The organism is Flavobacterium arundinis (genome assembly GCF_038289855.1).
Taxonomy (GTDB): Bacteria; Bacteroidota; Bacteroidia; order Flavobacteriales; family Flavobacteriaceae; genus Flavobacterium; species Flavobacterium arundinis.
This window is the reverse complement of sequence record NZ_JBBYHR010000010.1, coordinates 19,658-41,668: the sequence shown is the minus strand read 5'-3', so window position 1 is coordinate 41,668 and position 22,011 is coordinate 19,658. Positions and strand designations below refer to the sequence as shown.

The 22,011-nt window shown below is 43.7% G+C and carries 18 protein-coding genes; 5 read left to right on the top strand and 13 right to left on the bottom strand.

Annotated elements, in window-relative coordinates:
* Positions 1-11: 11 nt before the first annotated feature.
* From tamL to AAEO56_RS16160, 6 genes are all read right to left on the bottom strand, one after another.
* Positions 12-2,348, bottom strand: a complete 2,337-nt coding sequence (gene tamL / locus AAEO56_RS16185; RefSeq protein WP_341698110.1) for a translocation and assembly module lipoprotein TamL — start codon at positions 2,346-2,348, stop codon at positions 12-14.
* Complete coding sequence (locus AAEO56_RS16180; RefSeq protein ID WP_341698109.1) at positions 2,329-7,452, bottom strand: translocation/assembly module TamB domain-containing protein; 5,124 nt, start codon at positions 7,450-7,452, stop codon at positions 2,329-2,331. Before AAEO56_RS16180 ends, tamL begins: the two co-directional genes overlap by 20 nt.
* A gap of 66 nt (positions 7,453-7,518) precedes the next feature.
* On the bottom strand, positions 7,519-8,271 hold the full coding sequence (locus AAEO56_RS16175; protein WP_341698108.1) for a transporter: 753 nt from the start codon (positions 8,269-8,271) through the stop codon (positions 7,519-7,521).
* 119 nt (positions 8,272-8,390) lie between these two features.
* Positions 8,391-8,963: a pseudouridine synthase gene (locus AAEO56_RS16170; RefSeq protein ID WP_341698107.1), complete on the bottom strand. Its 573-nt coding sequence runs from the start codon at positions 8,961-8,963 to the stop codon at positions 8,391-8,393.
* Entirely contained in the window at positions 8,960-9,703 is a 744-nt protein-coding gene (locus AAEO56_RS16165) for a hypothetical protein (RefSeq protein ID WP_341698106.1), read from the bottom strand. The genes AAEO56_RS16170 and AAEO56_RS16165 overlap by 4 nt, the downstream gene beginning before the upstream one ends.
* Positions 9,703-10,260 (bottom strand): hypothetical protein, encoded by a 558-nt coding sequence (locus tag AAEO56_RS16160; protein ID WP_341698105.1) that lies wholly within the window; start codon positions 10,258-10,260, stop codon positions 9,703-9,705. The genes AAEO56_RS16165 and AAEO56_RS16160 overlap by 1 nt, the downstream gene beginning before the upstream one ends.
* A gap of 206 nt (positions 10,261-10,466) precedes the next feature.
* Here AAEO56_RS16160 and AAEO56_RS16155 point away from each other — a divergent pair, with 206 nt between their 5' ends.
* Entirely contained in the window at positions 10,467-10,589 is a 123-nt protein-coding gene (locus tag AAEO56_RS16155) for a hypothetical protein (RefSeq protein ID WP_341698104.1), read from the top strand.
* Between the two features lie 10 nt (positions 10,590-10,599).
* Here AAEO56_RS16155 and AAEO56_RS16150 read toward each other — a convergent pair whose 3' ends face one another.
* From AAEO56_RS16150 to AAEO56_RS16135, 4 genes are read right to left on the bottom strand one after another with little or no spacing between them, the layout of a single operon-like run.
* The gene (locus AAEO56_RS16150) at positions 10,600-11,175 is read right to left on the bottom strand and encodes a non-canonical purine NTP diphosphatase (protein ID WP_341698103.1); all 576 of its coding nucleotides are present in this window, start codon (positions 11,173-11,175) and stop codon (positions 10,600-10,602) included.
* A gap of 5 nt (positions 11,176-11,180) precedes the next feature.
* A complete protein-coding gene (locus AAEO56_RS16145) occupies positions 11,181-11,717 on the bottom strand; it encodes a hypothetical protein (RefSeq protein ID WP_341698102.1) in 537 nt (178 codons plus the stop codon).
* Positions 11,693-12,097 carry a DUF2752 domain-containing protein gene (locus tag AAEO56_RS16140; RefSeq protein ID WP_341698101.1) on the bottom strand — a complete coding sequence of 135 codons (405 nt, stop codon included), beginning with the start codon at positions 12,095-12,097 and terminating at the stop codon, positions 11,693-11,695. Before AAEO56_RS16140 ends, AAEO56_RS16145 begins: the two co-directional genes overlap by 25 nt.
* A gap of 4 nt (positions 12,098-12,101) precedes the next feature.
* Entirely contained in the window at positions 12,102-12,437 is a 336-nt protein-coding gene (locus AAEO56_RS16135) for a TM2 domain-containing protein (protein ID WP_341698100.1), read from the bottom strand.
* 226 nt (positions 12,438-12,663) lie between these two features.
* Between AAEO56_RS16135 and AAEO56_RS16130 the strand changes: the two genes are divergently transcribed.
* Positions 12,664-13,929, top strand: coding sequence for an aminotransferase class I/II-fold pyridoxal phosphate-dependent enzyme (locus AAEO56_RS16130; protein WP_341698099.1), 1,266 nt, complete (start codon positions 12,664-12,666; stop codon positions 13,927-13,929).
* A 48-nt stretch (positions 13,930-13,977) separates the two neighbouring features.
* On the opposite strand, the gene AAEO56_RS16125 is transcribed toward AAEO56_RS16130, so the two are convergent.
* Together AAEO56_RS16125 and AAEO56_RS16120 are read right to left on the bottom strand one after the other, a co-directional pair.
* On the bottom strand, positions 13,978-15,096 hold the full coding sequence (locus tag AAEO56_RS16125) for a GTP cyclohydrolase (RefSeq protein WP_341698098.1): 1,119 nt from the start codon (positions 15,094-15,096) through the stop codon (positions 13,978-13,980).
* 5 nt (positions 15,097-15,101) lie between these two features.
* Positions 15,102-16,088 carry a transporter gene (locus tag AAEO56_RS16120; protein ID WP_341698097.1) on the bottom strand — a complete coding sequence of 329 codons (987 nt, stop codon included), beginning with the start codon at positions 16,086-16,088 and terminating at the stop codon, positions 15,102-15,104.
* 125 nt (positions 16,089-16,213) lie between these two features.
* On the opposite strand from AAEO56_RS16120, the gene AAEO56_RS16115 reads away from it, so the two are divergent.
* From AAEO56_RS16115 to AAEO56_RS16105, 3 genes are all read left to right on the top strand, one after another.
* Positions 16,214-16,468 carry a DUF4834 domain-containing protein gene (locus tag AAEO56_RS16115; RefSeq protein WP_341698096.1) on the top strand — a complete coding sequence of 85 codons (255 nt, stop codon included), beginning with the start codon at positions 16,214-16,216 and terminating at the stop codon, positions 16,466-16,468.
* A 144-nt stretch (positions 16,469-16,612) separates the two neighbouring features.
* On the top strand, positions 16,613-19,135 hold the full coding sequence (locus tag AAEO56_RS16110) for a YfhO family protein (RefSeq protein ID WP_341698095.1): 2,523 nt from the start codon (positions 16,613-16,615) through the stop codon (positions 19,133-19,135).
* On the top strand, positions 19,135-20,460 hold the full coding sequence (locus AAEO56_RS16105) for a glycosyltransferase family 4 protein (protein WP_341698094.1): 1,326 nt from the start codon (positions 19,135-19,137) through the stop codon (positions 20,458-20,460). Before AAEO56_RS16110 ends, AAEO56_RS16105 begins: the two co-directional genes overlap by 1 nt.
* Before the next feature lie 229 nt (positions 20,461-20,689).
* Here AAEO56_RS16105 and AAEO56_RS16100 read toward each other — a convergent pair whose 3' ends face one another.
* A complete protein-coding gene (locus AAEO56_RS16100; RefSeq protein ID WP_341698093.1) occupies positions 20,690-22,003 on the bottom strand; it encodes an MFS transporter in 1,314 nt (437 codons plus the stop codon).
* Between the last annotated feature and the right edge of the window lie 8 nt (positions 22,004-22,011).

Sequence of the window (22,011 nt, the reverse complement as noted above, 5' to 3'; positions counted from 1 at the left end):
AGAATATAAAATTAAAAAGGATACCCTATCGCCAAATTGAAAACAAGGTTTTCCCTGCGCCAGTATTTGCTTCCAAAGTCGATGTCGTCTATTACCCATCGCTCACCTTCAGGCAGCCACGGCTTGCGGAGCGGGAAGGCAAGGTCAAGCCGCAGAACCAGGAATGACAGGTCGAACCGTAATCCCGCACCGGTGCCCACCGCCAACTGCTCATAAAACTTGCTTGTAAACTGCGATCCCTCCTTATCCTCGTTTTTGTTCCAGAGCCATATATTGCCTGCATCAACAAAAAGCGCTCCATGCACCACACTGAACAACTTTGCGCGGTATTCTGTATTCATCTCGAGCTTTATATCACCACTTTGATCAGGGAGAAAGCTGCTGGCATCTGTATCCGGCCTATAGGTTCCCGGCCCGATGGATCGCGCCCTGAAAGCTCTTAGGCTATTAGTGCCCCCAATGAAGAATTGCCGTATAAATGGCAATTCCGTAGAGTTCCCATAAGGCACGCCAACACCGATAATAATTCGGTTGGCAAGCTGCGAGTTGTCGCTTAGCTTGAGGTAATACCTGAAATCCTGCTCGGTCTTCACAAACTGGCTAAACGCAACACCCAGTATTTCTTCCGGTTCTTTTGTTTTCGCATCAGCGCCGGTAGCAAGTCCTGCGATCGTACCGGCTACATCAAGTGAACCTTTATAATAAAACGTGTGTTTCTTTCTTTTTTGTGCGGTGTTGGTATAGGTATATGAATAGGTGGGTCCGAAAATAAGCTGCTTGTCGATTACTTTGCGCAATGCATCGCCACTGCCATCGTTAAGACTATCCGCTGCACTTATCTGGCCCCAGTATTCTTCGGTAACTGTTGCGGGGCTTACATAATTTAAATCAAAAGGGTTCAGGTTATGTTCTGTTCTTACATTATCTTTCCACAAATAACCGAACTGTGCCCTGAAGGAGTTGAGCGAGTACAGCCGTGCCCTGTTCTGGTATTCGTAACTCACAAGCGCGCGAGTCCTCGGAACAAAAGCGCTGGAGTCCTGTATTTTTATTGGTGTGATGAATCTTGGCCATATAATACTGGCTTCTCCACCCACACGATACACATTATAGCCTTTATTTTGCCCCGAAGCCTGTATCTCAGCGCCGCCGAAAACAGATAATGTAAGCAGTTCTGCTGCCCTGAAGGCATTCCTGTTACTCCAGTTTATGCTGGCTTCCGTACCGTTATAGTTGGCCGAATTGGTTTTACCCAATACTTCAAATCGTATCGACTTGCGGGGCAGGGGAGTGAGGTAATAATAAGTGTCGAGTATGCCGTCAATAGAATCCGAAGGGCGGAATTCATTTTTTACAAATTTAAAATTACCCAGGTTCACCAGTCTGTTCAGCGATAGGTTATGGTCCCTGCGGCTATAGATGTCCCCTTTGTGGAAAAACATAGTACGGTCATAAATGATAGGCCGGAATGTCTGCTCAGGATCTATGATCGTGAAATCCTTGTATTTTTGTACAGAGTCGGTAGTTGCAAGCAGCGTGTCTTTGGCACTGCTTATCGAGTAATTAGGATAAATATAAATATCCCCCATTTTGTAAACCCGTTTGGCGCGTTCCGGTGTTTCATCCTTCACTTTTACAATGAGGTCTACCTGGTGTTTGCCAACAGTGCTGTCTACCTGTACCAGTATATAATCAGGGCTGAAGTAAAAATATCCTCTGTTCTTAAGGCGTTGGTCTATCCTTTCACGTTCCTCCTTAATTACATCCAGGTCATAAGGCTGGCCTTTTTTCAGGCGGCTCCTGCGTCGTATATTCGCGACGGTGCTGTCAATTTCCGTTGCTGCCGAATCGCCGGGGAATTTCACTTCCCTTATCGTATACTGCTGTTTTGGCGTTACCGTATATAATGCTTTTGCCCTTTTGTTGCGAGAAGTAGAATCGGCTGCCGTCCGCACTTTAAAGTAGCCTTTATTTTCAGCATAATTCTGCAAAATATCAGCATTATAGTCGAGGTCTACCTGACTAAAGAGTACGGGCGGTTCCCCAACTTTGGTACGAAGCCAGTGGCGGAACCCGCTGTTTTTTTTTGGCTCGCCGGCAATGTTATAAATGTAAAGCTTCGGCCTTAAGCCAAGAAAGCCGCTGTTAGGTTTTGGCCTAAGCAGTCCTTTCATTATTTTTTCCATAGCTTTTCGCTCTTTGCGGGTCATGAGGGTATCTTTCACTTCCACCTCTCCGCCCACGTAGAGCATGTCGCCTTCGGGCAGGTATTTGGTATTGCTGCAGCCATAAGCGAACAGCAGCGCTAAAATAAGGTAGTATGTAAACTTATTTTTTATCATCGTCATTAGTGCTGTTTGGCGGTAAATCGTTTTTTGTGTCTTCTTTTTTCTCAGCCTCGGTTTTTTCCTTTTCTTTTTTGCGTTCAGCCCTTTCCCTTTGTTTCCGCTCTTTTTCGCGTTTTTGTTCGGCTTTTTCTTCTTCCGTGCGGTGGAATAATTCCCTGAACTTATCGTAGTCCATAGTGATGACGAAAGCTACGCCGGTCTCAATCACCTGGCCTTGTAAAGCCACCTGGTATTCGTTCTTGCGGTATGCCCTTACCATATACCTGCCGTCTTTGGTAAGTTGGTAATCTACCGAAACGTCACCGGCAATATTGGTTGTTTCCTCATTAGCCTGCTGCGGGCCTTCAAGCCCAAAGCTGCTGCCAATGGTAACTTTCAGCCTGTCATTCAGCAGCTGTTTGGATACCGCCACATTCAGGTCGGTACGGTTTTCCTGCTGCCCTGTCGTGTAATCGTCAGTCGATTCCAGATCAAAATTGAGCTCAACACCATTTACAAGGTCGGCAGCAAGGTTGTTCAGCTGTTGCGAAAGCAACTTGCTCACACTCTGCCTTGCCATAGATTCCCCGCTTGTGCCGCCTGCTTCGCTTGCAAACGGGTTCTCGCCAATAAAACGGTTCAGCAGCAATAAGGCAAATACCTGTTTATTCAATTCAGACGGTTGTTGGCGCAGTTGTGTCAGTTTATTATTTGTCACATCAATCACGGTAGCAGATACATTGTAATTGCCTTCAGGAATTACGATGTCAAACGTAAGTTCCGGTTTCAGCAGTTCCCCGTTTATTTTCAACAGTGTGTTAAAAGGTATTTTTTGTTTAAAAGTATTCCGGTCCCCTGCGGATCGTGAGCCTAATTGGTCGTCTACCAAATCTATAGGCGGCGCTTCGGTTTTGTATACAGCGGTAATATTTACGTCGGCTTTTGTAGGCTCTCCCGTCCAGAGTATATAACTGCCTTTCTGGATATCAAATTTCCGCTTGATGAGGTTGAAGGTCATTTGGTAAGCACCTTCGGTAAATTCATAGCGGCCTGCAAGCGTGGTTTTTCCGGACTGGTCTATGCCCCCGGTAAGTTGCGCCTCACCTTTAAGCTGCAGGAAGTCGCCGTTGCCTTTATCGATGATAAGGTTCAGTTCGGCTTCTTTTACGATCTCTATATTTACCGAAACATCAATACCTTTCATTTTCGCCGTATTAACTGCTTCTTCTATTTGCAGGCGTTGTTTTATCTCCATGTTGTCCTGGTCGATAAATTCAACAATGCCTTCCCTGTCGGCAATTCCCGGATCCTGCTGCGGCAACACCACAGTAAATTCGGTATCTTCATTTACCCTGAGGTCGCCATCTACAACCGGGCTTGCCAGCGTACCTTTTACCGAAAGGTGGGTATCAATGAAAAGGTTACCATAATAGAAGTCGTTATCCGCAGCTTTCGAATTTACTGCCCTGAAATTATCGGCATCGACTTTAAGGTTAAACCCGAAATCCCTGTAATCTGTCGTAGCTATCGTGCCATTTATGGTTAGCTGGTTGCTCTTTTCATCTTCAATATTAAAGTTGTCAAAGCGAATTCCGGCATCGGTAAAAGTAATGTTGTCATTCATGCCTTTAAAGAAGGAATTCAACTGGGTTACGCGCAATCCTACATCATTGAATTTTAGGTTTCCATTTACATTCGGGTCGGAAACAGTTCCTGTAATATCGAATTTCCCTGAAATATAGCCTTTGCCGTCTTTTACCTGGCCAAAACTGAAGGCCTGCACACTGGCAATATTTAGTCTTTGTATATTGAGGTCAAGGTCGAAATTCTGCCCTGCTACGTTATAAGTACCATCAAGGTTTACCTGGTTATCATGCCCGGTTATCGATACTTCGGCGGCATAAGTGTTGGCAACCTGGTTGTTCACACGAATCTTAATATCACCCACAGTATCTTTAGCCACAGCAAAATTCGTAATATCAAGGTCAGATACAAATACCGGGCTTGTAGTAAGGTTCCGCACTTCGGCTGTACCATTTATAGTTCCCCTGAATTTTTGCTCATCCTTCTGGATCATGTTGGTAAGCGTCTCGATCTTAAAGTTATCAAGCGCTACATCCAGCGGCGCATTTGGCGCTTCCGATTGCGATTGTAGTTTTATCGAGCCACCGTCATTGCTTATCTCGAAGTTATTGGCGTATATACCGTCCTTGCCAAAACGCAGCAGGTTATCAACGGCGATATTCCAGGGCTCATAATTCAGTGTCAATCCATCAGGATTAAGTTGTAGCTCTGTATTGCCATTGGCAGCTTTCAACTCACCCGCCAACATATATTGCTCTTTTTCCTTAGTATCCTGTATCTGCAGCTTATAGGCTATAACATTGTCTTTCATATTTCCAGTCAGGCTGGTGTGCGGCAATACAAATTGTGGACTCTCTACCTGGTCGATAACAACGCTATAAGCCAGCGCGTCATCTTCATTTTTAATATTTAGCTGTGCTCCCGACAGCGTATAATTGCCGTAAACAATGCGCGGAATGTTTCCGTTCAGTACAATACTGTCATTTACGCTGTTGTAGCTTCCTTTAATGCTGATTGGTTCCAGCCTTGTAATTTGCGGTACAAGCTTATACAATACAGGATCATTGTCAATAACAAGCTCGATATCAAATTGCTGCGGTCCCGTCGCTTTTTTGGGAGCGCCCGGATTTGTGTTGTAGTATTTTGAAAAGGTATTCCCTAAGGCTGTACCCACTTCGGTTAACTTGTATTTTCCTTTCACGCTTGCTCTTGCAAGGGATGATTTTAATTCAATCGAAGTAGTATCAGGCTTAGTAACTGCTATTATATTGATGGAATCCAGCGCAAATTCTTCTTTTTCATTGGCAAACATAAAGTTGTGGAGGCTGATAGTGCCATTCAGGTTATCGGGGTTGGCATCTGTGATATCGGCATCTACATTGCCACGAAGTTTTAGCGGGCCGGCATGCAGGTTGAGTTTGTCAAGATCGGCGATATCCACATTCAGGCGGATTTTTCCATTTGGATATTTGCCTTTAAACCCTCCGTTTGCAACAAGTTGGAAATCAAGATTAGGATCGTCCATAGCGGCTTTCACATCAAAGCTGCCATTGTTTATTTTTCCGTTAATAGCAAGGTCGCGGTACGTATAGCCATTGAAGTCGGCTTTAACAAGCTTCCCTGCCACGACTGCATTTGCCGTCTGCGGGTTGAGGCCTGTGCCCTTAACTTTTGCCCTAAGCGTAACTTTACCTAATGAATCATTCTTAATCAGCTTGCCGATATCAAAATTGGCAAGATCCACATCGGCATCATAACGTTCATAATTTTTACGGCGCTGGTCAAAAGCGGCTTTGATATTGGCATTGCCATAACTACTTACCAGGTTCACGTTGGTATTGAAATTTTGGATTGTGCCTTTAAATTTGGCTTTCGCCGAAAGGTTTGCGGGGAGTTGTATGTTTGCAGGAATAGTACCCGGCGGAATGTAACTGCTGATGTCTTTAGACGTCGAGCGGAAAGCGGTTACATTCAGGTCGAAGTAAGCTGTTTTCACATCAGGTAAACCCTTAATCCTTCCACTTGCCGCTATAGATGTTGCGCCGATACCGCTCACTTCAAGCCTTGCAATGGATAGATCGCTGACTTTTCCTTCAACCCGGCTGCTAATGTTCAGGCTGCCATTTGGGTTACCTTTAAACGGTGGTGTGTCAGCCAATGCAGGGGCAAACAGCAATACATCTTTAAAGCCTACCTTACTTCCTTCGAGGTTGGCATCTACCGCCAGGTCGCCAATGTTTTTTGAAACGGCTTCGAGGGAAGGGTAGGAGACGATGATCTGGTCTTTCAGTAATGTATTAGGTGTTTCAAGATACAGGTTTTTCAATTCAGCGCCTTTCGGCCCATAAAAGAAGTTCGTGCGAAGTTCCTTGATATCCACGCCGCTTTTATCGCTAACGGTGAGTTGATCAATATCTCCCGAGATGGCATCCGGGCCATACGAAAAATCTTTCGCCACAAGCGTGAGGTTAGAAATATCAAGATGGTTGTAATCAATGCCTTTAGTAACAGGTGCGGCATTTTGATTGTCGAATTTAAAAGCGACATCTTTTATATTAGTATTACCCAATTTGAATTTCCATTGTGCCTGCGCCACTGCGGTGCTTTTTTCCGGAAGTGCTTTCTGTACCTGCTTTTCAAACTTACCAAAAGCCAGCTGGCCTTTCAGTCCGTTCAGTTCAATGCTTTCAAGGTCGATCAGCTGGGTTTTCAGGTTGATGTCATTAACCTCCATCGCCAGCCTTTTCAGCTTTATACCGGTATCCAGGCGGCTACCTTCATTATCGTACCCAACATCTATATTGGTCAGTTCTATATCGCCCAGCTTCAGTTTCAGGTCGGGCTTTTTAGACGCTTCCTCGGCTGCCTTTTGTGTCGTTTGTGCCACCTGCGCTACCATGCCCTGCTTAAGCTTTAATTTAAGGCCGTCAAGTTTTATTTTCGGTACTTCAAATTCCATCCTGTCCAGATCGAATGTTTTTATCCTGGTATCAAAATGCGTCAGCCTTGCGCTAAGGTTATTTTTAGTGATGGCATCATCATACTTTACATTGATCCTGTGGAGATTTACTTTATCAATCGAAAACTTCATCGGGGCCGACGTTGTGTCTTTCGGTTCTTTTGAGGCGAACGCATCGATAATATAATCAAAATTGAAAACGGAGTCTTTATTTCGTTTTACATTGGCCGTAATTCCTTCAAGGGCGATCGAATTTATCTCAACTTCATTGCTCAACAGTTTAAAAAGGCTGATATCTATCGCGAGTTTTTCGCCGGCGAGCAAGGTATCGCCCTGTTGGCTTTCGAAATAAAAACCTTCCAGGATTACTTTTTTAGGCAGGCCTATCTCAATGCGGTTAAGCGTTACTTTTGTACCAATCTTACCCTCCAGGTAACTGACAGCCTTGTCTTTAGCTAAATTTTGGAAGTAAGGGATCTGTATCAATAAAACGACCAGCAGGAACAATCCGATGATTGAACCAGCTATCCAAAGGAAAATCTTTAAAGTCTTCCGTGCGTATTTTTTAAGCTTTACATTCATTAGTCGTTAAAAATAGACATAATAAGGACAGGGATATTTTAAAGTTTTGCTAAAAAATCTTACAACTTAAATCCTGAATGATACACCTACCGTTTCAAAATAACTATGGAAATGCTGGTTTGATGTCAGTTCATAGCCTGCCGCAATGTCCAGCTGCAGGTTGCTGTTGAGCAGCCATATAAAGCCGCCATCTACCCAGTGCTGAGGATGGTGGTGTTCGGGCAGGTAGCCAAACGATTCCACAAATGCTTTAAATGTATCGGTCAGCTTAAAGTCAGGCGAAAAGGTGTAGGCATACATAGCATCGGGTGATTCTCCATCCCATTTTACACCTATATTATAGCCAAGGCTTGCTTTATCTGATAGTTCATTGTCGAAAAGGAACAGTAATTCCGGCGCCAGCAGGCTTGCCTTAAAATCCTTTGAAGCTACTTTGGGCAATACAAGGTGCGCTATAAACGAAGTTTCGGGCAACACGCCTTTTTCTTTAAAAAGGTTCACTTTAAAGCCTACTGTTACAGGTGAAAGGCCTGAATAGATAGTGTCATAATATTTATTATACGATAGCTGCGTGATCAGGCGCAACTCGGTACGATCATTGAGCCCGAATTTCCATAAGGTTTCCGGAAGGAAAAATTCTTTCGACCCTTTCTCAGCCTTTGTGTATTCAAATCCGCTTTCCGCCTGAAACCGCCCTGCAGGTACTATCGATGCTGTTTCGGTATGGTCGGGCCTGTCGGTTTCTATCTCCTCCTGGGCATTGATATCCGGTGCAAAAAAACAAAAGAACAGGGCCGGCATAAATCGGTTGTATAGCATAGCTTTGGAATTTACCTAAAACTACTTATAATATACAGGCGGCTATTTTAAAGTTTTACTAATTTTTATAAGATTTTTACTTATAAAGGTCTATCGCAGGCTATGTATTATAAATGCACTTAAACATCAAATCCGTCTACCTCCATCACCTCTCCCGGCTGCAATGTGCCCAAATGCACATTGCCAATGCGTACCCTCACAAGGCGAAGTGTAGGAAAGCCAACAGCAGCGGTCATTTTCCGTACCTGGCGGAACTTGCCTTCGGTTACGGTTACCGAAATCCAGGAAGTTGGCCCATGGCGCTCATCGCGTATCTTCCTTCCGCGTAACGGAAAGTCCGGTTCATCCTGTAGTATGTGCGCTTTACAGGGCAGGGTAGTGTAGCGTGTACCCTTGAAGCCAATCTCTACACCTTTTTTAAGTTGTTCAATAGCCTCTTCGGTAATACGGCCGTCGACCTGCACGTAATATTCTTTTTCAACTTTCCTGCTTCGCACAGCCTCACTCATCATCCCATCGGTAGTGAGCAGGAGCATCCCTTCGGAATCTTCATCGAGCCGCCCGATGGCCATCGTAAATTCGGGGAAGTCGTACAGTTCGCCCAAAAGTTTTTTGTTGCGTTTCAGGTTATAGATGAACTGGCTCAGGTAGCCATAGGGCTTAAATATAATGAAATGGCGGTAAAGGCTCATATTTTTATTTTAGGAACCCAGGTGGAATCTATTGTTTTCAGTTCTTTGAACAGTCCGTTTTCATGGAGTGCGCCATACATCACGGCTATTTTTTTAGCCGGTTCTGCTGCAATGGCTTCAGCGAGGTGCTTGTTGCGGTAGTCCAGTATCATGGCATTGGCCTGTTTACTGCTAAGTTTGCCGCATTCGTATTTTTTATCGAGTGCCAGCACATAATCGCAATCGTTGAGAATTATTGTACCGTACTCTTTTTCATAAGCTTTAATAAGTTTATTCATCGGCACATCCACAACGCGGCCTGTAAGCGTATCGACACCCATGATATAGTACCGCGGCTGGTTTATAAGGCCTTTCCTGTTTTTGAATTTACGCCCCATCAGCCTGCCATTAATTGTGTCGATGTAACCTGACTGGCTTAGCGTTACCCCCGTCAACTTTCTTATTTTCCACTTAAGGGTATCTTTTTGCTGTGGGGTGAGCGAGTCAGTTACCCTTACGCTTTCCATAAAAACGATGTAACCCTCCCGCTGCAGCGAATCGACTTTACTTTTCACATTTGCGTAAAATTCCTTCGGGCCAATGTGTTTCATTGGTATGTAAGCCACTGTCTTGTCGGCATTGGAATAATAGGAAACGCTGCTTTCCCTGTCATAAGCCCCTATCATGTTCAGGGCAAACGACATACAGGAGGTGCAGAGCATTCCTGCAATTGCAGTAAGGAATAGTATTTTTCTCTTCATCAGTTTCTCAATAAGGTGTAAGCTGCTTTTTCTAATTGGGTATGGTATAAAGCAAAAAGATGTTTTTGTGTAGCGTCCAGGTTGGCTGCTTTCGCTTCGCTGATATCTTTCAGGTCCTGGAAAAATGCTTCGGCCTCCGCTTCGGTTTCTATTTGGATTGCAACTTCCGATGCCGCTTCTTCAGCCCATTGCTGTAGTAACGGCTCATCAGTTGCAGTAAGAACAGAATAAAAATCTGACGTATGGTCCTGCTCATATTCAAATGCAAAATTAGCATAGCTTTCTGCCACTGCGCCATCCATTTCGGGTCCGTATTGCAAATATTTAGTAAGCAGTTCTTTGCGATTGGAAGGTGTGGAATTCGCAATTGCCACTTGTAAATCTGCAATTACTTTCTCAATATCCCGTTCTTTCTTTAACCCTTCAGATCGTCCTGTAATGGTTGAATCACCTGCCTGCTCAACTTCTGCTACTTCGGTCCCGTTTATAGGTTTTACCGAATCATTTTTACAGGATAGGATTGCCAGAAAGGCCAGGGCGGCTGTAAATTTTTTCATGTCCAAATATAATATTTTATATGTTGATTTTATATATTGGTGTAACCAAACAGATATGATCCAGCTTTAAAGCTACTATGCTATGAAACCCGAAATACTTGAAAATAAGGCAGCAATACAGATACAAAAATTAGGTGAAGTTTTTTGAGGCCATCGTTGATCCGGCAAAAATGTCAAATTATTTTATTTCAAAAAGTTCCGGCCGTATGGAAGAAAGCATAGAAATGCTGTGGAATTTCCCGGAGTTTGATGTGGATGTGCCCACCCGTTGGAAAAATTCTAAAGAACTACCAGATGAAAAGCCATATATCCGGTTTGTACAGATTTGATTTTTAAAAGCTATAAGCCTTCTAAAAATGCAATTAACTGCGCTACAGCCCTGCCGCGGTGGCTCATCTGTGCTTTTTCATCAAGGGATATCTGTGCAAAAGTTTTATCCGTGCCTTCAGGAATAAAAAGAGGGTCGTAGCCAAATCCACCTTCACCTGCTTTTTCATAGGTAATATGGCCGCTTACCAGTCCGGTGAACAGGTGCTGGCCGCCATTTAGTCTAAGTGCAATAACCGTTTTAAAACGTGCACTGCGATTAGGGTTGTTACCAAGTTCCAGTAAAAGCCGGTGCATGTTGTCATCGGCATTCTTCTGTTCGCCTGCATACCGTGCCGAATATACGCCGGGCTGGCCGTTAAGCGCATCAACTTCAAGGCCGGTATCATCTGCAAAGCAATCATAGCCGTAGTTTTGGGTCACGTAGTTGGCTTTCAGGATTGCGTTGCCTTCAATCGTGTCGGCTGTCTCGGGAATATCGTCATGGCATCCAATGTCTTCCAGGCTTAGCAACTCAATATCCTTAGGCAGTTGGTGCCTTATCTCGAGTATCTTATTCTTGTTGTTGGAGGCAAATACCAGTTTCATTCCGCTTATAATTTATAAGGGTCGCGGTTTTCTTTGGCACATAATGCATCGGTAATATTGGCAATAAGGAACCAGCGTACGTTGTAGCCTTTTTTTACCTGTGTCGCGGTATAGATTACGCTGAAAAACTCTACAAGGTTAAAAAACAGCACTAATGAAAGGTACAGCCAATAATACAGTGTTGCCGAGGAGAAAAGATCGATAAGGGTAGTGTGGTGCTCATAGTAGCTATGCTTTTCGATAGTGCGGAGGTCGATGGAATCATTGTTAAAAACGATAGATATCGTCCACCAGAAAAGAAAGCTGTTGAAAGGGAGCATGACCAGTTGTGCCAGTATCGATTGTATACAGTGCCACCGGATAAAATATATAGCCCTCCTGTTCGCGAGGTAATATCCAAACGAAGCCAATACATTGATAATAGGCAACGGGAGGCCTGCTATTATAGCAACTACCGTCATAAGATAGGCATTGGCAGCCCTCTCATATTCCTGCGGGTAAATTATTTGTTCGTTCTTTATAGCTCCTTCTGTATATTCCATGCCCAGTTTAAAATTATGAGGATAGCCAAAAGTATGGCAACCCATTTTATTCTTACAATACTTTCAAATTTAAGGTAACCCCTGTACAAAGTATCTTTTTTTGTAATGACATCATATACCAGCCATATTGGTAATACCACCATCAGCGATGCCATCAGCAACCCTATAGGATTGATAAGAAAAGCTTCGGTAATATGCCCTTTGGCTACTGCCATTACAGAGCGGGTAGTGCCACAAGAAGGGCAGGCTACACCTGTTGCGTTTTTAAAAAGGCAGGGGGTAAAGCTGCTGTGCAGTGCATGGTCCCATGCATAAGCCAGCCAGCCATATCCGGCTGCAATTATTAAACCAGTCAGCAGGTATAACCTGTTTCTTGTCATTTTACTATAGGAATGGCTGTAGCTTTTCCATGTTTTTCTGGCGTGTGGCATCCATGATAAGGAACCAGTCAACTATAGACCATATACCAAGTCCGCCGCATGTAAGCAATTTACCAACTCCAAGGCCGGTATCGCCGATAAGGAAACGGTCGATCCCGAAACCTCCTGCAAGAAGTGAAACAATGATGATAGTTGTAGGGTCTTTATATTCAATTGATTGTATCATCGACCATTTTGAATCGTCAGCTGCCATTAGCCTCTCACGGATATAGTTCAGGTGCTGCGCCTGGAAAAATTTCGAATTAGTCATTAAGAACATGTCTACTTTTTGTGCGTCCATTTTTAATTGGTGTTTTTGGTTATTAATGCTGTAAAACTATAAAAATATTTTTATTGGTTAATCTTTTCTTAAAATTTAACAAAAATAATAATGTAATATCGTTTCCTGTAAAAAAATACTGAAAGAAAAGTAGTAGATTTATTAGCCTAATGTTTCAAAATTATTATGACAAAACAGATTTAATAATTACTTTTGGAGCGTTTTTAAAGCACACAAAACTTGAATTATGGTAAAAGATCTTTTTGAAAGGATACAGAAAAATAAAGGCCCTTTAGGAAAATGGGCTTCACAGGCCGAAGGCTACTATGTTTTCCCTAAGCTTGAAGGCCCGTTATCAAGCAGGATGATGTTTCACGGTAAGGAAGTCCTTAACTGGAGCATCAACGATTATCTTGGCCTTGCCAATCATCCCGAAGTACGTAAAGTAGATGCAGAAGCGGCGGCCGAATATGGTGCGGCATACCCTATGGGCGCAAGGATGATGAGCGGCCATACTACATTTCATGAACAGCTTGAGCAGGAGCTTGCTTCCTTTGTTCAGAAAGAATCAGCATATTTGTTGAATTTCGGTTACCAGGGAATGGTATCTACCATCGACGCGCTGGTTTCCAAGAATGACGTTATTGTTTATGATGTTGATTCCCATGCCTGTATTATAGATGGTGTACGCCTTCACATGGGCAAGCGTTTTACCTATATGCATAATGATGTGGAAAGCCTTGAGAAAAACCTTGAGCGCGCTACTAATATGGCCGAAACTACAGGCGGCGGTATCCTTGTGATTACCGAAGGTGTTTTCGGGATGCGCGGGCAGCAGGGTAAAATAAAAGAAATAGTTGCACTGAAAGAAAAATACAACTTCAGGCTCTTGGTAGACGATGCGCACGGCTTTGGTACACTTGGTAAAACAGGTGCCGGGGCAGGCGAGGAGCAGGGTTGCCAGGATGGAATTGACGTTTACTTTTCAACTTTTGCCAAATCAATGGCGAGTATAGGCGCTTTCGTAGCCGCTGATAAAGATGTGATCGACTTCCTGAAATACAACCTTCGTTCTCAGATGTTCGCCAAATCATTGCCGATGCTGTTGGTAAAAGGTGCATTGAAACGCCTTGATATGCTAAGGACAATGCCCGAACTGAAAGCGAAGCTTTGGGAAAATGTAGATGCTTTGCAAAATGGTCTTAAGGAAAAAGGCTTTAATATTGGTGATACCAATACGTGCGTTACGCCCGTGTACCTTGAAGGAAGCATACCCGAAGCAATGGTGATGGTAAACGACCTTAGGGAAAACTATAGTATATTCCTTTCGATAGTAGTGTACCCTGTTATACCTAAAGGCATTATCCTTTTGAGGATGATCCCTACAGCAACTCACACCCTGGAAGATATTAACCAGACGCTGGCTGCTTATGAAGCTATCCGCGAAAAACTTGAAAACGGCACTTACAAACAAATAGCTGCCGCAACAACAGTGGACGTTGATGCTGAATAAGCTTATATGATAGTAGCAAAAACGCCCCGATAATCAGGGGCGTTTTCTTTATAAGTCCTTCCGGTAAGTCCTCCTTCTTTTATGGATAACCGGGTTAAAGTTCTTCCACAAGTTGTGTATCGCGTGGTTCTCTTCGAGTTCCGGCGTACGGATGCAGGTCTCTATCTTGTTCCGCTTGAATACTTTGTAATATTCGTCAAATATTATTGCTGTAACCCCTTTATTCTGGTATTCAGGGTCAATGCCTATCAGGTAGAATACCACGTCTTTGCTCTTTTTCCTCGCCTTCAGCAGGTGCAGGAACCCAAAAGGGAACAGCTTGCCGTTCGCTTTCTTTAGCGCTTCCGAAAAGGAGGGCATTACAATACTGAAAGCGACTAACTTATGGTCTTTATCCTCTACGAATATTATATACTCCGGATTGATAAAGCTTATATACTTTTTCTTGAAATATTCCTTCTGCACATCAGATATGGCAACAAAAGAAGACAGCTTTTCATAAGATGAATTAAACAGGTCAAACATCTTGTCGACATAAGGCATGACGTCTTTTGTTGAAGTGAATGTAAGCTCTTTCAGGCCGTAGCGTTTTTTTACGAGCGCACTGGCTTTTATGTACATCTCAGGGGAAACATTGTCAAAAGAAAATATGCTTTCCAGGTATTCCTTTTCCTTTACATATCCCAGTTGTTCAAAATGGTCTTTATAATAGGGGTAATTGTACCAGGTTATCATGGTGCCTATCTGGTCAAACCCTTCGGTGAGCGCTCCAACTTTATCCATATTAGAGAATCCAATAGGGCCTTCAACATATTCGAGGTGGTGCTCCCGCCCGTATTCATATACTTTTTCAAGCAGGGCTTTCGTCACTTCAATATCATCAATAACATCGAACCAGCCAAAACGGACTTTCTTTTTTTGCTGGTTGTTCACCTCTTGCCAATTGATGATGGCAGCCACTTTCCCAACGATCTTATTGTCGCGATAGGCGAGATAAAAACGGGCTTCGGCATGCTCAAAGGCAGGGTTCTTATCTTTATCAAAGCCTTCAAGCTCTTCGGCGATGATGGGCGGTATCCAGTATGGATTCCCTTTATACAGGTCAAAGGAGAATTTTATAAAATCTTTGAGCTCCTTTTTTGTCTTAGCTTCTTTAATGGTTATCATGGCTGTTAATTTCCTTCTACAGGTGCAACTTCGTCAATTCGTTTATTCTTTTCTTTTTTGCGTTTTTCCTTGTCCGCTTTTTTCTTGGCGTTCTCTTTGTTCAGCTCGTCTTCACGGTCGCCTTTGCCCGGCATCAGGATGTCCTTATAATCCGCATCAAACCGCCAGGAAAAACCGATGCCGCCATACAGTATGGATGGGGTATTTTTAAAATTGCTGCTGATAGAAGCATCCAGCTGCATCGTTTCATTTAACAGGTGTGCTGCCCCAAGCCTGAAGATACCATCGGCATAATAATCGCTTTTGTAGCCCTGGAATTCCGCAAAACCTGACCATTTGGCATTAAATCCTCTTGTCATCGTAGTAATGAAGCCATAGCTTGGGTAGTCAGTGGTAACTTTGTCAGCTATTATATTATTTACCCATACCCATTTGCCGAAATGATTGTGGGTAATAAGCATTACTTTCGGGCTAATGCCATCGGTAGGGAATGTGTAAGGGTTATTTTTCCCAACTACATTAACTCCGGCATATACAGCTAGCGCCGGTATGATGCTGTGCCAATTGAATTTACGGTTAGCTTTCCAACTTAGCAGGTTTTGTTTGGGTGCATAATTTTTGTCAGGGTCATAAAACATATATTTACCGCCTATTACCATTTGCCTGAATGCGTTTCGGTTATAGGTTTCCAGTGCATTGGTGTACTGGTCAAACTGGTATTGCGTGTTTACGATTATTTCCAACTCTTCCATAAAAACCCCATAGCGTACGGTAAAGTCGAGACCTAAACCCCGTGCCTTATAATTAAGGACATCGTGGTCTTCTTTAATGCCATAAACCCCCGTCTCCATCTGGAAAACGCTCTGCCCAACGGCAAAAGCCGACATCGACTGCCCAGGCCTGTTGGTGTTGATCTCATCAGTATATTGTGCTGAAGCGATCGCTGAACTAAGTGCTAAAACGAGGGAAAAAATTTTTCTGGTAGTAGTCATGTTTGGCGCGTTTATTGGACGTAGTTGGTTATGGTATTCCAAAAGTAGTATATTTATTATTATTTTAAGAGCCGGAATTTAATTTTAAGGAAGAGATTAATTAATTTTGATAAAATTTAAGATACATGGTTACGGCATCTTTTACAGGATTTTTAAAGACTATTGCGATATTGATATTGGTATACTATGCAGTGAAATACCTATTGAAGGTTTTTGCACCGGTAATTATCCAGCAGGTAGTAAAAAAAGCAGAGCAGTCTTTCTATGAACAGCAGCAAAACGCACAACAGCCGCAGCAGCAGGCTTACGCCAATACATCCGACAGGCCAAAGGAAAAGAAAAAAGTAGGCGAATATATTGACTTTGAAGAAATTGAATAACTTGCACCCCTCTGATTGAGGGGTGTTTCATTTAAAACTTTTACTAACTGTGCCTAAGCAGTAGCTCCATATTAATTACCCCTTAATGTCAGGAGTTTTCAGGAAAATAAGTATCTTCACGGCGTTTTTTTACAAATACACTTTATGAAGAATATCAATAAGCTTTACCCGCATTTCCTGGCAGTTATAGGTTTTATACTTGTTTCCCTCATTTATTTTTATCCGGTGCTGCAGGGCAAAAAAATCTACCAGTCGGATATTGCCCAGTACACAGGAATGGCTAAGGAACAGAATGATTTCCGTAAGGAAACAGGGCAGGAGCCTTATTGGACAAACACGGCTTTCGGCGGTATGCCAACCTACCAGATGGGGGCCAACTATCCGCATAACTATATCAAACAGATTGACGCGGCTATCCGTTTCCTTCCGCGCCCGGCCGATTATATGTTCCTTTATTTTGCAAGCTTCTATGTACTATTATGCACGCTGAAAATAGATCCGCTCAAGGCGTTTTTCGGGGCTCTGGCCTTTGGGCTTTCCACTTATCTGGTTATAATATTGGGTGTAGGGCACAACGCTAAGGCGCACGCTATTGCCTATATGCCACTGGTTGTAGCGGGTGTGCTTATGGTATTCAGGCAGCGGTATATAGTGGGAGGATTGCTGACGATGGTTGCCGCCGCCCTGGAGATCAATGCCAACCACTTTCAGATGACGTATTACCTGTTGTTGCTGCTACTGGTAATTTATATGTATTACCCGGTGCATGTAATCAAAATCAAAGAATATAGGCACATAGCAATTTCTGCCGGTGTATTTGCCATAGCAGGGCTCCTGGCAATTGGGGTAAATGCTGCCAACCTGATGGCAACTTCCGAATATGCCGATGCCAGTATAAGGGGCAAAAGCGAACTGACCATGAACCCAGACGGTACTAAAAATACCACCGAGTCGTCTATGGAGCACGACTATATCACCGAATACAGTTATGGTGTAGCGGAGAGTTTTAACCTTATCGCCCCAAGGCTTTTTGGCGGCGGCAATGGTGAAAATGTGGGCAAAGATTCCCACATGTATAATTTTATCCTGGAACAGGGCGCATCTCCTGCCGAAGCCGACCAGTTTGCTGCCAATGTCCCTACTTACTGGGGCGACCAGCCTATTGTTGAAGCCCCGGCTTATATTGGCGCAATTATATTTTTCCTCGCTGTATTGGCACTGTTTAATGATAACAGGAAAATTAAATATGCATTTTTGGCAGGCGCATTGCTGTCCTTATTTTTATCATGGGGCAAGAATTTCCCGGCGCTTACTGACTTCTTTATAAATTATGTGCCACTTTACGACAAGTTCAGGGCAGTATCTTCCATCCAGGTTATACTCGAGCTGTGCATGCCTTTACTGGCATTCATGGGGCTCCAGTCGTTCTTTAAATCCGACAAAGAGCAGCAATGGAAATCACTTTGGCAATCGGGTGCGGTTGTGTTTGGAGTGCTTATCCTCTTATTCGTATTCAAGGGCAGCTTCAGTTTTGTTGGCATGAACGATATGAGGTATAAGGAAATGTATGGCGAGATGGGCCAGGCATTCGTAGATGCACTTGTACAGCAACGGAAAGATATGTACTCGTCTGACCTGATTCGTTCTTTTGTACTTATCCTTTTGGCAGCTGCGACTTTATGGGCTTTCATTAAAAGCAAACTTTCAGGTACAGTTACGATAATTATAGTTGGATTGCTGGTTGTGGGCGACCTGTTCTTTATTGACAGGAATTATGTGAACAGCGAAAATTTTGTTGCCACCAGCAAAGTTGACAGGCCTTTCGAGCCTACACCAGCCGACGAATTTATATTACAGGATACCACCTACTACAGGGTGTATGATTTCCAGGGCAGGCTCACGGGACGTACATCTAATTTTCATAATGCGGTAGGAGGCTATAGTGCGGTAAGGCCGCGCAGGTTCGAGCAGTTGTTCAATTATATTGTAGAGCCGGGCATAAGCAATATATTGGGTTCTATCGACCAGAAAACAATAGCATTAACCAAACCGGTCCCTGTATTGGATATGCTAAATATAAAATATGTACTGTTGCAATCGAATGAAGGTGAAGATATCCCGGTAACAAATCCGTTTGCCAATGGCCCGGCATGGTTTGTCAGCAAGGCTAAAATGGTTGCAACTCCCGATGAGGAAATACAATCACTGAAAATTACAGATACAAAGACAACGGCGATTATCAATAAAAAAGATCTTGCTACACCGACTGCATCAACCTATGAGGCTGACAGTACAGCAACAATAAAGGTTGTTACGCACAAGCCAAACTACCTAAAATACGCAACCAACAATAATAATGCAGGCCTGGCCGTATTCTCGGAAACGTACTATGCTAATGGCTGGAATGCTTATGTTGATGGTAAAGCAGTTCCGCATTTCAGGGCCGATTATGTACTCCGTGCTATGAACGTTCCCGCGGGTAAACATACCATCGAATTTAAATTTGAGCCGCAGGTAGTGAAGACAGGTAGCAGGATAGCACTGTTCAGCTTTATAGTAATGCTGGTGTTGCTGGTAGCGGGGATTTATTTTGAAAGGAAAAAAACCAGCCCTCCGGCCCCTAAAAGCCCCCTAATCCCCAAAGGGGGAGTAAAAAATAACGTGTAATGGGTACGGCAGGAATTCCCCCTTTGGGGGTTAAGGGGCGTAAAGTCCTCATCATTACCTACTACTGGCCGCCTGCGGGAGGTCCCGGCGTACAGCGTTGGCTTAAGTTTGTGAAGTACCTGCCGGACTATGGTCTTGAACCTGTAGTTTATATTCCTGAGAACCCAACATATCCGCTACTTGACGAAGGGTTATTGAGCGATGTCAACCCCAATCTCACTATCCTAAAGCAACGGATTACCGAGCCGTATGCCTGGGCATCGATGTTCTCGAAAGGCAGCACTAAAAAAATAAGCTCGGGGATTATCCCTAATAAAAAAAAGCAGTCCTTAACCCAGAGAATTATGTTGTGGGTGAGGGGCAACCTTTTCATTCCCGATGCGCGTGTGTTGTGGGTAAAGCCTTCTGTCGCCTATCTTTCTAAATACATTCAGGAGAATAGCATTGACACCGTAATAACCACCGGGCCGCCGCACAGCCTGCACCTTATCGGTTTAAAATTAAAAGAGAAGCTGGATATAAAATGGGTCGCCGACTTTCGCGATCCCTGGACGACCATTGGTTATCATAAAGAGCTGAAGCTTTCCGCTTCCGCAGAAAAAAAGCATAAAGCCCTTGAAAAGCAGGTGTTAAATACAGCGGATATTGTACTTGTCACCAGCCCGACCACTAAAAAAGAATTTGAGGCATTGACGAACAGACCCATACATGTGATCACCAATGGCTACGATGTTGAAAAAATAACGAAACAGCCTTTGGATGAGAAGTTCACGCTGGCGCACATCGGGTCATTCCTCTCGGAGCGCAATCCTAAGATATTGTGGGACGCATTAGCAGAGCTGATTTCGGAAAATAAAGATTTCCAATCTAAATTTGAATTGAAACTCATTGGTGCGGTTAGTATGGAAGTACTGCATTCTATTGCAGAAGCGAACCTCAATAGCTATGTAAATAATTTAGGTTATGTTTCTCACGAAAAAGCCATAATCGAACAGCGTAAATCGCAGGTACTTTTACTGGTCGAAATTGATAGTGACGACACCAAGTGCATTATCCCGGGAAAGCTCTTCGAATACATGGTTTCCGAAAGGCCTGTATTGGCGATTGGCCCAAAGGACGCTGACTTTGCCGCAATAATGCAGTCTACAAATACGGGTATTTTCGTCACTTATGATGAAAAGGCAAAACTTAAGCAGGCGATCCTAAGCTATTTTGAGTACTATCAAAATGGCACTTTACAGTCTCATGCTGTTGGACTACAGCAATATTCGCGAAAAAACTTGACGGGGGAATTGGCTAAGGTTTTAGAAGGAGTTACAAAGTAGCAAAGTGGCAGAGTTTCAAAGTTTGACCTAAGCGACTTCTAACCAAGTGTCCTAAAATCTAAAAATCTAACAGTCTCAAAAAAAAATCCCGCTATCTGCGTGAGATAACGGGACTTAACAAACCAACCAACCAATTATTACAAACCTCATGAAATGAGATCCATGTATAATGTATATTGCAAGTTGCGTGCCAAAACCTCATAGTAATGTAATTTTTTTTATTACATATTTATTTTTTGTTGAAGGTTCCTGATTTTGCTGTGTCTTTCATAGTGATGTACACCAATAGCGACAGGAATATACATCCTGTCACGTACCAGTAGAAATACGATTCATGTCCTGACTCTTTGAATGACAGTGCAACATATTCGGCTGTACCGCCAAAGATAGCTACCGAGACAGAGTAGGGGAAACCAACACCAAGCGCCCGTATCTCTGTAGGGAATAGTTCTGCCTTTACGACAGCATTGATGGAAGTATAGCCACTCACAATGATAAGCGCTATCATAATGAGCCCGAATGCTTCCCACTTTCCGGTTGCCATGCTGATGCCAGAAAGCAGGGGATAGGTGGCCAGTGTACCCAATATCCCAAATCCAACCAGCAGCGGCTTGCGTCCTATTTTATCGGACAACGCGCCAAAAAGTGGTTGTATCCCTGCAAAAAGCAGCAGTGATAGAAAAGTAATAAGTGTCGATTCTCCCTTCGTCAATTGCACAGTGTTCACAAGGAATTTCTGCATGTAGGTGCTGTAGGTATAAAAGGCCAATGTGCCCCCCATGGTAAGTCCTACGACCGTTATCAGTGCCTTTGGATGACGGAAGAGTTCCCTTAGCGATCCGCTTTTCTTTTTTACTGCGGATGATGTATCGTGTTCTGTTTTTTCAAATTCAGGCGTTTCTTCCATGTGGGAGCGTAGGTAGAGGGCAATCAGCGACAACACCGCTCCTATAGCAAACGGTATCCGCCAGCCCCATTCTCCCAGTTGTGCTTCGGTAAGGAAAAGCTTTTGCAGGGCAAGCTGGATCCCCAAAGCGATCAGTTGCCCGCCGATAAGGGTGACATACTGGAAACTCGAATAAAAACCCCTGTTCTTTGCCGTTGCCATTTCGCTTAAATAGGTTGCCGAAATGCCATATTCGCCGCCTACGCTCAAACCCTGCAATAATCTGGCGAGCAGTAATAGTATCGGTGCCAGTACCCCGATCGTTGCATACGAAGGCGTCAGTGCAATGAGCAGCGACCCGAATGACATAAGCAGTACCGATAATGTCATGGAGAACTTGCGGCCCACCCTGTCAGCCAGACTGCCAAAAAGCCATCCGCCTATAGGCCGCATCAGGAAGCCCACAGCAAAGATTCCTGCGGTATTGAGTAGCTGTGCGGTACTGTCGCTTTTTGGAAAGAAAACCGGTGCGAAGTAAATGGAAAAAGCGGAGTAGGCATACCAGTCGTACCATTCGACCAGGTTGCCGGCAGAACCGCTAATTATGGATCTGAGGCGTGAAGAAGTAGTTATTTGCTGATGTGTTGTTGTGTTCATTTGGATGA